Origin of the sequence: Stieleria varia, from assembly GCF_038443385.1 — a bacterium.
Taxonomy (GTDB): Bacteria; Planctomycetota; Planctomycetia; order Pirellulales; family Pirellulaceae; genus Stieleria; species Stieleria varia.
Genome location: NZ_CP151726.1, coordinates 7,039,074 through 7,053,355, shown reverse-complemented (window position 1 = coordinate 7,053,355; position 14,282 = coordinate 7,039,074). Strand labels below are relative to the sequence as shown.

The following is a 14,282-nucleotide window of genomic DNA, read 5'->3' as shown; positions in this document are numbered from 1 at the left end:
AACCGTCTTTTCCGCGAAACACTACGTTGCAGATTGTCGACAACCATGCGTTGACGAATTCACGCCAAACTCACCCGCAAGAGGGAATCACTTTGACACGAATGTGCCGAAAGCAATGGCTGTCCGGAGGTGCCCGTTTTCCTCCAGCTGTGACCGATGTGACCACAGGAGCAAACGCTTTGACGCAAAATTGCAAATCCAGAGGCCGGACAATGGTTTCATCGAACAAAACCGACAACATCGTTTCCTTCGACGCGTCGACATCGATTTTGATGAAAAAGTCCAAAAGGGTGAAATCACTTCCGCGACAGCGGCAGCACCTCTTCCTCTGGTTTGGTCAATTTCGCTTTGGCTTTTTCGTCGTGCACCGGGTCATCGGTGGGCACCGGAACGGGGACCAGGATCAACCTGACCGGCGTGTGACGCTCGGGGACACGAGTTTCGTAAGCACTGAACAGCAGCGCGTCGGCATTGGCGCTGCTGTTGTCGGAAACGTCAATCATCGCACTGGAAAAGTTGGAGACACAAATCATGTCGCCCGCGTCCGCGCGATAGTACTCTTTGCCGTCGCTGGGATCCTGCCAGAAACTGCTGCCGGCAAAAACGAAATCAGAATCCATCGACTCTTCTGTTCCCTCTTTTTGAACCCAACTGCGGGCATCAGCGACATGGAACTTTTTCTTGTCGTCACGCCAGCAAACCCAAATCTGAATGACTTGCCCCGTGGGCGGCAGGAACTCGGGGTCAAAGCGAACCGGGGTCCCCGGATTGGCTTCCACTGCCAATAACGCTCCGTGCACCTCGCTGCTCTTTGCCAAGGTTGCGACGACCGACTCGTGTTCTTTTGTGCCAGCTGGACATGCAAACATCTCTAGGGCACCACGGTTGGTTGCGACATAGCCGTCGATGTAGACCCGGTGACGTTTTCGGTCGATCCACAGCCCACGCAGCTTGGTGAGCTGCTTTGCATCAGGCGGATCCCCGAACGCCGTCCTGGCCACATCCTCGGGGGACCGCGTTTCCTCGGTCGTCTCGGATTTGGCCTCGGTGGCTTGGGCTGCCCCTGGCGCGGGTAACTGTGGTTTCTCTGACGCTGTGGTTTCAGCCTCGGTGGTTTCAGCCTCGGTGTTGCCTGCTGCTTCCTGGGCCCAGCACGATCCAGAAAAACTCGCGGGAATCACAGCCACCCCGCACATCAGCAGCACTGCAAACAGGTTTCCAAGCATGGACATCACTTGTGGGTGAAGGGATATGGGGATCTCACGAGACGCGAGCCATCGGCGTCTGGGATTCGCCCAGCGGATCGACAGATGCCCCCAAAGATCGGTAAGTTACTCAGCGTCAGCCAACCTCCTCAGTATACACAGCACACCATGACCTTTGACACGACCGATGAGTTTCTGGCTTCCGTGGCGGATCAAGATTGGTCCGGTGAGGAGGAGTTTTCATCAACGCAGGACGGCGATTCGGACCCTTTGGCGGCCCAGGTTTTTGAAGATCAATGGGATTCGCTGCGAAAGAAGATTCATAAACGACGGTTGAAAGAGACAGCGGCAGACGTTTTCGGCGACTCCGCATCCAAAGGAGGTGTCTATCGCTGGGGCGTTGCCGTTGCCAGTGGACAAGCCCCTAACGAAGTCCAACAGGTTCTCTCTCGACTGGCCTGCGATCGAAAGGTTTCCGCAAAGCGGATCGCTGAGGCCGAGTTGTCTCAGGCGAGTCGATTACTGGGCGAGACATTGAGCGGTGGACAGACGACCGTGCTAGACAGTGCCGAAGCGGTGATGTGGGCGGCCGCACTGCCTCGGTTGATCGAATACTTGGACGCCAATGATTGGTGGCGATTGCTCGGAGCGCTCCAAGAGTATCGCGACGCATGTTTACGCCGCAACTCGGCAACGCCGCACTACCTGATCGGTGGTGGCGAACTGGGGATGGTGATTTCCAATCGACTGCCTGACCTGCCCTCCTGCCATCGGTTACAAAAATCATCCATCGACGCCGTGTCGCGTTGGTTGGAAAACGAAGAAGACTCGATCTCACAAGCCATCACGGGCGTGACAGACGGACGGCTCGTGCTGGCGTCGCTTTGTCGCTACCGAGTATGGTTGGAAAACACCACGCGTCGCAAGTTCAAGCGACAACAGCGACGCGTTGCCGCAGACTTGGCGACATGGGTTGCCAGCCAGGTTCGACGAGGCGGCTCCAGTGTCTTTTCGTCAGCGACGTCAGCCGATTGCAAAGATGACTTTGCCAATCATGGTTTGTTCGAGGTCGCAATATCGTTCAACGAAAAAATGCTTGCTCCCGCGTTTGAGTCCAGCCTCGGAAAGACCAAAGTCAAAGGACGAATGGCGTGGGAAGTCGACTTGCCTGAATCGATGCTGCACTGTGAAGACGCGAGAACGGCGAGCCTGTTGCCACGATGGGATGTCAACCGCGGTCGCATGCACATTGACTACTCGGGCAACGAAACCGTCCTGGAGATCCAAGCTGGCAAGTCAACAATCGTGTCCGGCCCCATCCAAACCATGATCGAGATCGATGGTGATGCACAAGAAGCGTCGGCGGGTTGGGTGACGACTTGCGAATACAGCGATGACGAAGTTCATTACTTGGAGCTGGAGCAGCCCTGGACCGGCGGGATCGTGGTGCAGCGACAGTTCTTGCAAATCAGAGAGGATCGATCTGTTATGATCGCGGACTCGGTGCTGCCGAGCCAATCACTCTATTCCAGTGACAGCTACGAAGTCATCGACTTGCCGGCCCATGGCATCAAACATCTGCTGCGATTGCCCACGGCTCAGAACGTAACGATCACTGCAGACGAATCCACGCGAGAAGTCACGTTGGACAGTCAACGGCCTGAGGTCTTGGTATTGCCACTGGACGCCGGTGAATGGCGTGCCAGCCCTTCGCCTGCATCATTGCGTGGAACCGAGGACGGACATCTCGTATTGTCATCGACCGGAAATGGCTGCCTTTTCGCCCCCATTTGGATGGATTTTCAGAGACGTCGTTTTCAACGCAAACGGACTTGGCGACAATTGACCGTCGCCGATGAGCTTCGAATCGTGCCCAGAGGTGAAGCCGTCGGGTACCGGATCCAGTTCGGCAGCGAACAGTGGATCGTCTACCGGTCGCTGCACGGTCGCCGCCCACGAACGGTGATGGGCAAACACTTCATTGTCGAATTCTTCTGCGGCCGTTTCAACATGGGCGACGGTTCGATCGAAGATCTCGTGACCGTCGACGATAGTGAAGCGGACGAGAGCTGATCAAACACATGAATAACATCTCTCAACGCGAGCAAATTTCACAAAACTGGATCGAGGTCCGTCAGTCTGTTCATGACGCAGCCAAAGCGGTCGGCCGAGATCCCGCGACCGTCGAAATCATCGGCGTCACCAAATACGTCGATGCAGAGACGACTGCGATCTTGGCTGACGCCGGATGTCATTCATTGGGCGAAAACCGGCCTCAGATGCTCTGGCAAAAGGCTGAAACGCTGAACGAGCGAAAGGAGATCCGTTGGCATCTGATTGGACATTTGCAACGCAACAAAATCCGGCGATTGATTCCACACGTGACGATGATTCACTCCATCGATAGTGAACGGCTGATGACAGCGATCCAAACGGAGACTGCCGATCAAGTTCGTTCGATCGATGTGCTGCTGGAAGTCAACGTGAGCGGTGAAGCCAACAAGACAGGGATGCAACCGGCGGAGTTACGTCGTCTGCTGAGGGCATACTGCGAAAACGCAACGCAGCAACCGGCTTGCGTTTCCATTCAAGGCCTGATGGCGATGGCCGGCTGGGAAACCGATTCACAGCAAGCAAGGCGTCAATTCGCACTGGCGCGTCAACTACGCGATGAACTGGCCGATGAGTTCTCGCTGAACTTACCCCATCTCTCGATGGGAATGAGCGGTGACTACGCAGCAGCGATCGCGGAAGGCGCCACGATGGTGCGGATCGGTTCTGCGCTGTTTGCCGGAATCATCTAGCTAATCGCTCAACGTCGCAAAACCATGTTGACCAATTCTTGAGCCCCCGTGGTCTCAGCCTTGCTGATCACAATTCGGTCTCCCGGACGCAACGCATAATCACACGCGGTTGCGATTCCTTCGCCGTTGTCATTCAACTCAATCTCCATCTTGATCCCCGTCAACGAGTCGGGCGACGGGCGATGCAAAACGGCTTGTGTTCGCGAGCCCAGACGCGACTGAAGCCCTGTTTGCTCCAGCAACTCACTGACGAATACCGATCGACTACCGTCGGGCAGGGGCAAGAGTCGTACCGGGACGCTGTCGCCCTGCACCTGCAGAACCACGGCATTCTGGGCCTTTGCCTGTTTGATTTTTTGATAGCTCTCCGCTGTCATTGACGCAGACAGCGTTTGCCCCTCCAGTCCCGAATAGGACGGATCGCCCGAGGCGTCGGATAGGCCCGGAAGCGGAACGGATGGCGCTTTGAACGCAGGTAACGAAAGCGAGGAGCAGCCCGTCGAGGCGCAGGCGAGCAGTCCGAGAAGCATGACCCAAAGAGTCGAACGCTGAGTGAGACGACTTGACATCAGTGGAATCCGCCGAGGAGGGAGTGAGTCTGAGGGAGCAGATCAGGTTGGAAAACTTTGCCGATTGGGAGGTCTGTAACTCTCTTCGGCGATCCCAGCGGTCAGACTTCAGGTTTTTTCGTAAATAAAGCTCAAGCCGCCGCGGCCGGGATGCCGGACAGTAGGTCGCCAGCGTTGCCGCGACCGAAATCGCAATATCCGAAAGCACTGGGCAATCGACTGCCGTTGTAGATTGGTCTTTGTTGGCCGAGCCCACGCCACCCATTCGGCGGAACCGTCTCCCCTCGGCAACGAAATCCCTCGTGGATTCCACCAATGGCCGGCTACCTGGGTTCCATTCCGCCAGACAATCTGAAATAAAGCGGTTTTCCGAATGCGTCGATTGGCTTTTCCTGCTTTCGCCCCGGCCGATTGATCGTTATATTCCTGGGCTTTTCCGGACTAGCGAAAGATCGGCATCGGTGCCGAGTTTCACCCAGCGACCGGCATACCAAGACAAACGTGGCCTGCCAAATCAGGGCGGCCCGAACAATACATCAACGTTCAAACAAGGCAACACGATGGCTCGGCAATGTGAAGTGTGTGGCAAGGGAGTGCAAATGGGTAACCGAATCGAGACTCGCGGTAAGGCGAAGTATCTCGGTGGTGTTGGTACCAAGGTCACGGGAATCACACGTCGAAAATTCGTCCCCAACCTGCAACGCATCCACGTGACGATGCCATCCGGCCAAAACAAGTCGATGCGGGTTTGCACGCAATGCATTCGCAGTGGCACGATTCGAAAAACAGTAAAAACCAAGCCGTTTGATGTCAGCGGCGGCAAAGCCAAAGCGTGATCTGTCTCTCGAGCATCTCGATCAAGTGATCTGACCGATGGCACTTTCCCACGATGAAATCCGCCAGCTAGGATTGCTGGCGCGTTTGGAACTGAGCGACGAAGAAATTCAGACGCTTGGCCCCCAGTTGGAAAGCATTCTGGGGTTCATCCACAAACTGTCAGAGTTGGACACCGATCAGGTCGAGCCGATGACGACGGCTCTTGATGTCGACAATCGCTGGCGGCCTGATTCGCCGACGAAAGGCCTGACCCGTGATCAGGCGTTGGCCAACGCCCCCGCCTCCGACGAAGAATGCTTCCGTGTCCCCGCTGTCTTGGGCGTGGGCAAGTAAGGCAGAAGGCGTATGGCTTGTGCTTGGGCGGATGGTGGTGTTCGTTTTCGACTTGGAAAGTCGAACGACAATCGTCGCTCGACTTTCCAAGTCGATAGCTGCCGGCCCCAGTGAGCCTCAGGCGCTAGCCGTGGGCCCGATGCGGATGTGGCGCCGGCCCACGGCTAGCGCCTCACTTTGATTGCGATGCATGGAACCAACAACTGGTGGCGTCCAGTGCCTCAGGCGCTAGCCGTGGGCCCGATGCGGATTGTGGCGCCGGCCCACGGCTAGCGCCTAAGGCTCACTTTGATTGCGATGCATGGAACCAACAACTGGTGGCGTCCAGTGCCTCAGGCGCTAGACGTGGGCCCGATGCGGATTGTGGCGCCGGCCCACGGCTAGCGCCTGAGGCTCACTTTGATTGCGATGCATGGAACGAAAACATGGACTGAAAAAACAATGCCAACACCAAATCTGAACAGCCCAGCCCTATGCGGCGACCAGCTCGCGGTTTTGCGAGGCGCACTCGATCCACTCGGTGACTTCCTCCAAGTCTGGACTCTTGCTGCCACGTAGGATTCGCTTGCCCTCGTTGCTCCGCGCGACCGGAGTGACCAGAGACAGCAGCTCCTGCGGGTCCTGCGAAGCGACTTCCTCAGCCGTCGTGATCTCGGCCGCGACCAGCAACTGAGCGTCATGGCCCCGCAGCATCGGAATGCGGCACACCAAGGTAGCTTGTTGCTGCCAAGCCGTGATCACGCTGGCGTCGATCCGACGGTGATCCAACTCCGCCGCCAACGCATCGGCGTCCGCGTTGAGCAAGTCATCGACGGTATAGATTCCGACAGCCTCCAGGCGGGCAGCCATCCGAGATCCGATCGAGGGTGCATCAACGATGGGACTGTTTCTCGCCAAATAGAATCGCAACTCACGCTCGGAGTCACTCGATGAGCGTTCGCGTCGATCGCGATCCTCACGCGACCTGCGTCCTTCGCGGGTGTCGCGAGACTCACGAGCTTGGCGAGCTTCACGGGATTCTCGCTCAGGTCGTTCTGCACGTCGGTATTCGCTCTCGACCGATGCATCGTTTGGCAGACTGACGTACTGACGTGGCGTTCGCTCTCCTCTCTCGCTTGATCTGCGCGATCCATTGGAGCGAGCCTGCCCGTTGCCGGCACCCGATCCGTAACCACTTCCGGAACCGTTGCCATTTCCTGAGCCGCTTCCTGAGCCATTTCGAGATCCGTTTCCGAGTCCCGAGCTGGACACTGAGTTGCCCGTCGCCCGGTTGGGCCTGCCGAATCCGTTTCCAAAACCATTTCCGTTTCCGGCTGCATAGCCTCCCGTTCCGCTTACGTCGCGGTCGTCTCCGGCAACATTTCGGATGCCGTAGTTGGATTGGGAGCGGTTACGTCGAGCTCGCAAGATTTCGCGGCGTCGTGCTCGGTTTCGCTGCTGCTCAAATGAGGGATACACGATCTCATTACCGTCGTCGTCGAACCGATACTCATATCGATCGCTGTCGTGATCTCCGATCACACCGCGTGCTTTCAGCACCCGACCATCAATGGTACGAGTGTCGTAGTATCGTACGGTATCCGGATCCAAAGCATTCCGGTTGGCTGCGGCGATCCAGCTTGTGATGCGAGACAGCTCGTAACTGGTTCCACTGAGCAAGATTCGTTGTCCGTCAGCGGTTGCCAGGAACGACTCGACGCGTTCGAGCAGCTCGACTGGGTTTGTCGATGCCAGTTGGGCAGGGTTGGTGATGCCGCATCCCACCAACACGCGAGCGTCGAATCCTCGCAATTGCGGGACGTGGCACACAAGCCGACATTCGGATTGCCAACGTCGGACCGTAGCGGCGTCGACGTTCGCCAAGCCCAACGCATCGGCCAATCGGTTGGGGTCTTGTTGCATCAAGTGGTTCACGTGAGTGACACTCAGTCCTCTCAGACGAGCCGCCGCGACCGCATCGACCGATGGAGCTTGGTCGATCGGGCTGTCGACGGTCAAGAAAAACGGCGATGTCGGCCGAGCCAATCCGCGAGCAGCGATGCTTTGGGAGATCTGTTGCGATTCCCCCGCAGTGGTAAACACGGTGTCTCGCATGCCAAACACGGAGCCGCTTGCCGCGACGCCATTTGCCGAGTCATTCATCACCATGTCACGCGATCTCGGTGACGTGGTGTAGGCATCGGCAAAGTAATATCCGTCGATCCATTCAGGATGCTGGCTGACGGGAGGCGCCGGTCTCTCGGGGTTGTCGTACAACCCGTAGGCTTCTCGCCAAGCCATGTCGAAGTTGCGATTGATGTCCGCGGCCGGAGCATTGGGAGACAACGCAGCAGGACGAAAGGCCGGCCGACGGAGCGGCGCAACCGGCGATGGTACTGGCGGCGATGGTACTGGCGGCGCATCGACAAAATGATCGTGATAGTTGTCGACGAACGACGCGGGGCCAGTGGCCACGTGGTCACCGTAGGTGTGTGCGTACGGACCGACATAGGTTTCCGACGCATAATGAGGACGCCAGATGGGACGGTGGGGATGAACGATTCGGTCGGCTTGCAATCGAAAGGAACGAGCACCGGCTTTGATGACTTGATGTGTCAACGCTTCACTGCTGGTCAACAAGATGACCTGGCGTCCTTGAGTGACAAAATCCTGCAGTGCCGCGACCAATGCCAAGGCACCGCGTCCGTCGATGTCATGATTTCGCAGTGAAGCGGGCAGGTACCCATCGCCGCGGAATTCGCCTGACGCAACGGTTTCTTGAGTCAATAATTCTCGGTGTGTTTCGATTACAAGCGGCAGGCTTCGTCCTGCCCCCTCCAACAGATCCGCTGCAGCCATGCGAACAGCCAATGACGCCAGGGCTCGATCGACACCAGAGCATGTCGCTTCGTCGCGTCCGTCGATCAAAACTCGGCCGTAGGAAACGTTGCCGTTGGCAGGCTCGTTCGTGCGCGACCATTGAACCGCATTGCGATCCCAGTTGACCTGCCGCAGACGCCCGGCGGACAAACGTACCAGCCACTGACTGGCCTCTGTCGCCAAGGGAGAGATCTCTTGATAAGTGTCTCTGGTGTGAGGCACGCCAAGACGATCGATCAGCTCCGCGCGGCGGTTTCGCAACCAGCGTGTCCGCGAGTGACCGGCCAATCGTCGGTCGATGTCCCGCAACTCCGTCAAAATGGCTTCGCGATCAATCCAGATCTCCGAGTCCAAGTGCGACGTCACATCATTCCACTGAGCGACAACCGGCAAGCCCCGCATGGAGCGACGGATCGACGCTGCTTCATCCAAGCATCGTTCCAGTTCCGCCGTCACGCGTTGATGGTCCGCCCGACGCAAATCACCTTCGCGTTGCAGATGCAGCAAGTACCAGTCGGAGTACTGGCCGTCGCCGTGTTCCGTGTACCGAGTGTTCGATCCCCAAGCCGGATAGCGAAGTTGATCAGCAAAGTCGTATTGGCGAATCAAAGACTCTCGATGCGAAAGCAGTTGCTCGATTGAACCGACCAGCCATCGTTCGCATCGCCCCAAGTCGTAGAGTTCCGACTCGCGACGCTGGCGTTGCCGTTCCGCGGTCGCCGAAAGCATCGATTCCGTGGCGTTGCGGTCGACTCCGTCGTACCGGAATCCGTGTTGTCGTGCGTTTTCCAAGTCCGAGCGGATCGATCGTAGGGTATCCACCAACGTTGCATTCTCGCCGCGTCCGTGCACCGGCGTCACCCCGCGGTACCAAGACGCGTTCCAAATAGGGGCGTCAGTGGCGGCAAAGTCTAGATCGCGGTTCCCGGCGTACTGGCGGACCAATCCATCCAGTTGTCGCAACGCTGCTTCGATACGTGCGTCAATCTCGTCGATGCCGCTCGTACCTGAATGTCGATAATAGTCATCCCATTGATTTCGTTCGCCATGATGGTCCAGCGATCGAATGAACTGCTCCATTCGGTTGCGTCGAGTTTCCGTCGGGTCACCAGGGTAACGCAAGCCATACCAACCGGCGGGATGGTTCTGGCGGCTGGCAAGTGCGGCTTCCTGCAGCCCACGAATTTCTGCCAGGACACGACGCCACCGTAAGACTTGGACATCGATTTCTTGCAGCTGTGATCGCAACCGCGCGTCATCACGCAGCGCGCGAACGGCTTGATAGGAATCGACCGGCAGACCATCCGCGGCATATCGGCTTCGCAACGATGCTTCGCTGGTTGCAAAACGTTGACGATCGGCATCAAGGTAATCGATCCAGCGTCTCAGCTCGTTTTGTTCGACTTGCAGATTCCAGATGCGATCATGCAACTGCTCCAGTCGATGGCTCCACTGCATGTATTCCGCAGAGTGCTGCCGCGTCGGCGGCACGGGACGCGGAGAATCGGACTTGCTGTGATTGGCCAGGCGGCGTGACAATTCGTTTCGACGAGCGGTCAGACGCTCATGTTCCGTCGTGCTCGGCCCGACATGCTCGCCATGCTGACTCGAGCGAGCCAATTCGGCTTCCACTCTCGCCAGCTCGTCCCTCAGCTTGCGTCGTTCATCCGATTCTTTCGACTCCGAACCGAGTTGCCCGTTTCGGCATTGGTGCATTGACGATGAATTCGCCGGCAGATCGCGGTAAAATTCTTGCGTGTCCAATCCGCTACGAATGCATGCGGCAACCACTCGCGTCACACTGCTGATCGCGGTATCGACGACGACGCCATCGATCAGCGATTCGGGCACACGTAGTGATTGCAGTGCTCGGGTGGCATCGGTGGAGCCTGAGGCAGCGGCAAGCCAACTGCCTCTGAGCCCGTCGTATCCGTAGGCGGAGTCGCCGCGAGATTCGAACTCCACCGTCCGGCGTCCGGTTGATGTACCGTCCTTTTCGCGACGGCAATGCAGGCGACCGTTGACGTCCGCCCAGACGACACGTCCGGTAGATGAACTCATCATTCCAAGCGGGTACTCGCGGTGGATGAGCGAGTCACGAATGAACCGGGCAATCGCCGTCTTGCCTGATCCCTCAGGACCGGTGACCACGTTGAGATGCTCGGCAAACGGTCCCAACTCTACTCGATTGAGCGGTCCGTGACTATCAATATCGATGCGATCCAGCAGCATGATCAGGCTCCTCCATGGCCACGTGTTTCTAGTTGCAAACACCATTGTCTGATCAACGACGATGTGATGTCGCTGTGAGCATTCGGGTCCGGTTGCTCAAGTGTTCGCAGATGCGGGGTACAGCGGCGAATTTAGTGAACTGTCAGTTTCACGGAAAGAGGAATTGTGAAACACGTGTTTCCGAGCCAAACGACCATAAGCTAGCAAATCGACTGATGGTGATCGCCGTTGACGCGGAAAACGCCGTCTGTCTAACGTGCAATCGGTTTATCGGTACAAAAGTCTGGCTTTGTGGGTTACTGGATCTGTATTCGTGTCAGCCTGAAAAGGCTGACGTTCTATCGACGCTTTCGCTTGGCAAAAACATTCAACACAACCGTCTTGATGTGTCTTGGATCGCTTTCGGTGATCCTTGTTTGCGGATGCGCGTCCTGGTCGGAACGTACTTCGTTGACGCAAGCCGGTCCGGCGGAGCCACAGGTTCACAAGAGTCGACAGTCAATGATTTTGGCGACACGATTCGTGCCGTTGAACGTTGACAGCAAGAACCCGGATCACGTCGAGTCACTGTGGCAGTGGACGGACGAGACGGTCATCCCAGCAGAGCAACGACGCATGCTGTTGGAGAATGGCATTCGCGTTGGCCGCGTTACCGAGTCGGGACGGTTTGAGTCCAAGCTGACGGAGTTGAGTCAACCAACGTCGACTGATGAGGTCACTGAGTTCTTAGTCAAGGCAGATGTTGCCAGCGAAAACCCGGCAGGTAAGGACAGGATCCCGCTTCGTATGGGCAAACGCTACGAGTTTCCTGTTCGATTGCCCGTCGAGGGCGCGCTGACTCCGCTGGTCCGATATGACGACCAAGTGATCGGACGCTCCTTGGACGAACCGCAGTTCCTGTTCGCGATGACCGCCAATCGCGGCAAGAGTTCACGGGAGATCGAATTGCAATTGGTTCCGGAGATTCAACACGGCGCGATGCGACAACGCTGGACCAGCAGTGATTCGGCGCTCAGGATCGACACGCGTCGCGATGCCTGGACACTGGATCCGTTGCATTTTTCGCTCACCGGTGGCGAAAACGATGTGTTCGTCATCGGCGAAACATTGCCGCGGCGTGGGCTGGGTCGACTGATGCTCAGTGGCGAAGATGCCGGACGAGTGGAACAGCAGATGGTCCTGGTCCTGTCGTTCCAAGACATCCCATCGCCGGTCGACAATCTTTAGGGTCTGAATTATCTTTTTGGCTCGTCGATAGAGGATCTCATTATTTCGCGAGCCATATTCTGCCCATGCAAATCCTAGTGACCGGATGCGGAGGATTCTTGGGCAGCGAGATCGTTCGGCAGTTGCTTCGTCGCGGCGATCACGTTGTGGGTGTTTCTCGTCAGTCGTATGCTGACCTGGAGGCACTCGGCATGACCCATCGACGTGGCGATTTGTGTAACGCGTCATTCACACAAAATGCCTTGGTCGATGTGGACGCGGTGATTCACACGGCCGCAGTTGCCGGTGTTTGGGGGCCGTGGCAACGGTACTACCGCATCAACACGTTGGCAACAGAGCACGTCATCGACGCTTGTCGGCAGAACAAGATCCCGAGCTTGGTGTACACTAGCAGTCCGAGCGTCACGTTCGACGGCAGTGATCAGTGCGGGATCGATGAAGCAGTCCCGTACCCGCCCAAATGGATGTGTCACTATCCGCATACCAAGGCCCTGGCTGAGCAAGCCGTCTTGAAAGCTCACGAACCGGGACGGTTCAGTACCTGCGCGCTAAGGCCACATTTGATCTGGGGCGCAGACGACCCGCATCTCCTAGCACGCGTCGTCGACCGCGCACGCTCTGGCAAGCTACGGATTGTCGGTGACGGTCAAAACTTGATCGACACGGTGCACGTCTCCGATGCAGCGGCGTCTCACTTGTACGCACTGGACGCTCTTGGAAAGTCCCCTGAAACCGCGGGCGGCCAAGCGTATTTCGTCACACAAGACGAGCCCGTCAACTGCTGGGATTGGATCGGGCAGATCTGTGAGACGGCCGGTGTCGCCAAACCGACCAAGCGAATTGGTTTCTCGACCGCTTATCGAATGGGGGCGTTGCTTGAGACCGCCTATCGATGGATGGGCCGGAAAGAGGAGCCGCCCATGACGAGATTTGTCGCTGCTCAACTGGCACGCCATCACTACTTTGACATTTCGGCAGCGAAGCAGCGATTGGGGTACACTCCCAAGCAAACCATGGCCGAAAGACTCGCCGAGTTGCGGGACCGGTGGTCGAGTAAACATGCGTAAAGACTCCGCGTCTCGGGGGACGCGGCTACGTGTGGTTTTTCCACCACAAATTCAAACGAATGACAATGAAACGAATGATGAATGCCTGCACGACCACCGCTTGTTTCTGCATGTTGTTCACTGGTGTGCTGGACGTCCTCGCCTATGCCGATGACCCTGTGCTCAATGATCCCGAGACGAGCGTTTGGCATTTTGCCGACGTGCCAGAGGGCGTCGCAGTGCTGACGCGGAATGATGATTTCGTCAAACGACTCAGCCCCTTCGATCGCTCTGCTCGACTGAAAACAAGCCGAGTGGTGACCGAGCAGCAGTACCTGGATTTCGTTGCCAGTTGCGTCAAGCCGTGGAACGATTCTGAACGACAGTTGTTGCAACCCTTGCTCAAAGAGATCAGCGAGCTTGTTCAGCAACGAAAAATCACGGTCCCCGATCGGATCACACTGGTCAAGACGAATGGATCGGAGGAAGGGCAAGCACCGTACACGCGTGGGACGGCGATCGTGATTCCTGGGCAACGATTGAATACCGCGACAGACAAACTGAAGTCGATGTTGTTACACGAACTGTTTCACATCCTGTCGCGAGCGGACGATTCACTCAGGGACGATCTGTATGCCTTGATCGGGTTTCAACATTGCGGCGAAGTGAAGTTTTCATCCGAGTTGGCCGCTCGCAAACTGACCAATCCGGATGCACCTGTGATCGAGCATTGCATCAAGGTGCGCGTCGACCAGCGCGATGTGTGGGCGATGCCGATCCTGTACGCGTCTCAGGAAAAGTACGACGAGCAACGCGGCGGCCAATTCTTTGATTACCTGCAGTTTCGTTTGCTGGTCATCCAACGTGACGAGTCGACGGGACGGATCATTCAGGCAGATCCAGAGGCCGAACCTGAATTGGTTCACACCGTTAATGCGGGAGGCTTTTCAGAGCAGATCGGCCAAAACACTGGCTACATCATTCACCCCGACGAGATCTTGGCAGACAATTTCTCATTCTGGATGCTCGAGCGAACCGACCTGCCTTCGCCAAAAATCATTCAACAGATGCAAGAGATCTTTGCCCGTCGAGCGGTGGCTCGCCCGTGAGACAACCTAGTGGTCTGGGACAGCTAAAAGTTAGGGTTTAACGTAGTGGATCTTGCCAAAG

General features: G+C 57.1%; 10 protein-coding genes. 7 read left to right on the top strand and 3 right to left on the bottom strand.

Going from position 1 to position 14,282, the window contains the following annotated elements:
• Nucleotides 1-296 precede the first annotated feature (296 nt).
• Entirely contained in the window at nt 297-1,226 is a 930-nt protein-coding gene (locus Pla52nx_RS23740; RefSeq protein ID WP_146518577.1) for a YdjY domain-containing protein, read from the bottom strand.
• An 84-nt stretch (nt 1,227-1,310) separates the two neighbouring features.
• Between Pla52nx_RS23740 and Pla52nx_RS23735 the strand changes: the two genes are divergently transcribed.
• Both Pla52nx_RS23735 and Pla52nx_RS23730 read left to right on the top strand, forming a co-directional pair.
• Complete coding sequence (locus Pla52nx_RS23735; protein ID WP_146518576.1) at nt 1,311-3,278, top strand: hypothetical protein; 1,968 nt, start codon at nt 1,311-1,313, stop codon at nt 3,276-3,278.
• Nucleotides 3,279-3,286: 8 nt separating this feature from the next.
• Nucleotides 3,287-4,009, top strand: a complete 723-nt coding sequence (locus Pla52nx_RS23730) for a YggS family pyridoxal phosphate-dependent enzyme (protein WP_146518575.1) — start codon at nt 3,287-3,289, stop codon at nt 4,007-4,009.
• 8 nt (nt 4,010-4,017) lie between these two features.
• Here the strand turns inward: Pla52nx_RS23730 and Pla52nx_RS23725 are convergent, their stop codons facing one another.
• Nucleotides 4,018-4,578 (bottom strand): hypothetical protein, encoded by a 561-nt coding sequence (locus tag Pla52nx_RS23725; RefSeq protein WP_146518574.1) that lies wholly within the window; start codon nt 4,576-4,578, stop codon nt 4,018-4,020.
• A gap of 560 nt (nt 4,579-5,138) precedes the next feature.
• On the opposite strand from Pla52nx_RS23725, the gene rpmB reads away from it, so the two are divergent.
• Together rpmB and gatC are read left to right on the top strand one after the other, a co-directional pair.
• Nucleotides 5,139-5,414 (top strand): 50S ribosomal protein L28, encoded by a 276-nt coding sequence (gene rpmB, locus Pla52nx_RS23720; RefSeq protein WP_146518704.1) that lies wholly within the window; start codon nt 5,139-5,141, stop codon nt 5,412-5,414.
• A gap of 37 nt (nt 5,415-5,451) precedes the next feature.
• A complete protein-coding gene (gene gatC / locus Pla52nx_RS23715; RefSeq protein WP_146518573.1) occupies nt 5,452-5,748 on the top strand; it encodes an Asp-tRNA(Asn)/Glu-tRNA(Gln) amidotransferase subunit GatC in 297 nt (98 codons plus the stop codon).
• A 471-nt stretch (nt 5,749-6,219) separates the two neighbouring features.
• Here the strand turns inward: gatC and Pla52nx_RS23710 are convergent, their stop codons facing one another.
• Entirely contained in the window at nt 6,220-10,839 is a 4,620-nt protein-coding gene (locus Pla52nx_RS23710; protein ID WP_197454306.1) for a DUF4332 domain-containing protein, read from the bottom strand.
• A gap of 291 nt (nt 10,840-11,130) precedes the next feature.
• Here Pla52nx_RS23710 and Pla52nx_RS23705 point away from each other — a divergent pair, with 291 nt between their 5' ends.
• From Pla52nx_RS23705 to Pla52nx_RS23695, 3 genes are all read left to right on the top strand, one after another.
• Entirely contained in the window at nt 11,131-12,066 is a 936-nt protein-coding gene (locus Pla52nx_RS23705; RefSeq protein ID WP_146518571.1) for a hypothetical protein, read from the top strand.
• A 65-nt stretch (nt 12,067-12,131) separates the two neighbouring features.
• Nucleotides 12,132-13,133 carry an NAD-dependent epimerase/dehydratase family protein gene (locus Pla52nx_RS23700; RefSeq protein WP_146518570.1) on the top strand — a complete coding sequence of 334 codons (1,002 nt, stop codon included), beginning with the start codon at nt 12,132-12,134 and terminating at the stop codon, nt 13,131-13,133.
• Nucleotides 13,134-13,192: 59 nt separating this feature from the next.
• Entirely contained in the window at nt 13,193-14,221 is a 1,029-nt protein-coding gene (locus Pla52nx_RS23695; protein WP_146518569.1) for a hypothetical protein, read from the top strand.
• Nucleotides 14,222-14,282: the final 61 nt, after the last annotated feature.

Excerpts from the sequence above, each read along its gene's own strand:
- rpmB (WP_146518704.1), top strand. The coding sequence starts at position 5,139 with ATGGCTCGGCAATGTGAAGTGTGTGGCAAGGGAGTGCAAATGGGTAAC.
- Pla52nx_RS23700 (WP_146518570.1), top strand. The coding sequence starts at position 12,132 with ATGCAAATCCTAGTGACCGGATGCGGAGGATTCTTGGGCAGCGAGATC.
- Pla52nx_RS23730 (WP_146518575.1), top strand. The coding sequence starts at position 3,287 with ATGAATAACATCTCTCAACGCGAGCAAATTTCACAAAACTGGATCGAG.
- Pla52nx_RS23695 (WP_146518569.1), top strand. The coding sequence starts at position 13,193 with ATGACAATGAAACGAATGATGAATGCCTGCACGACCACCGCTTGTTTC.
- Pla52nx_RS23740 (WP_146518577.1), bottom strand. The coding sequence starts at position 1,226 with ATGCTTGGAAACCTGTTTGCAGTGCTGCTGATGTGCGGGGTGGCTGTG.
- Pla52nx_RS23725 (WP_146518574.1), bottom strand. The coding sequence starts at position 4,578 with ATGTCAAGTCGTCTCACTCAGCGTTCGACTCTTTGGGTCATGCTTCTC.
- Pla52nx_RS23735 (WP_146518576.1), top strand. The coding sequence starts at position 1,311 with ATGCCCCCAAAGATCGGTAAGTTACTCAGCGTCAGCCAACCTCCTCAG.
- gatC (WP_146518573.1), top strand. The coding sequence starts at position 5,452 with ATGGCACTTTCCCACGATGAAATCCGCCAGCTAGGATTGCTGGCGCGT.
- Pla52nx_RS23710 (WP_197454306.1), bottom strand. The coding sequence starts at position 10,839 with ATGCTGCTGGATCGCATCGATATTGATAGTCACGGACCGCTCAATCGA.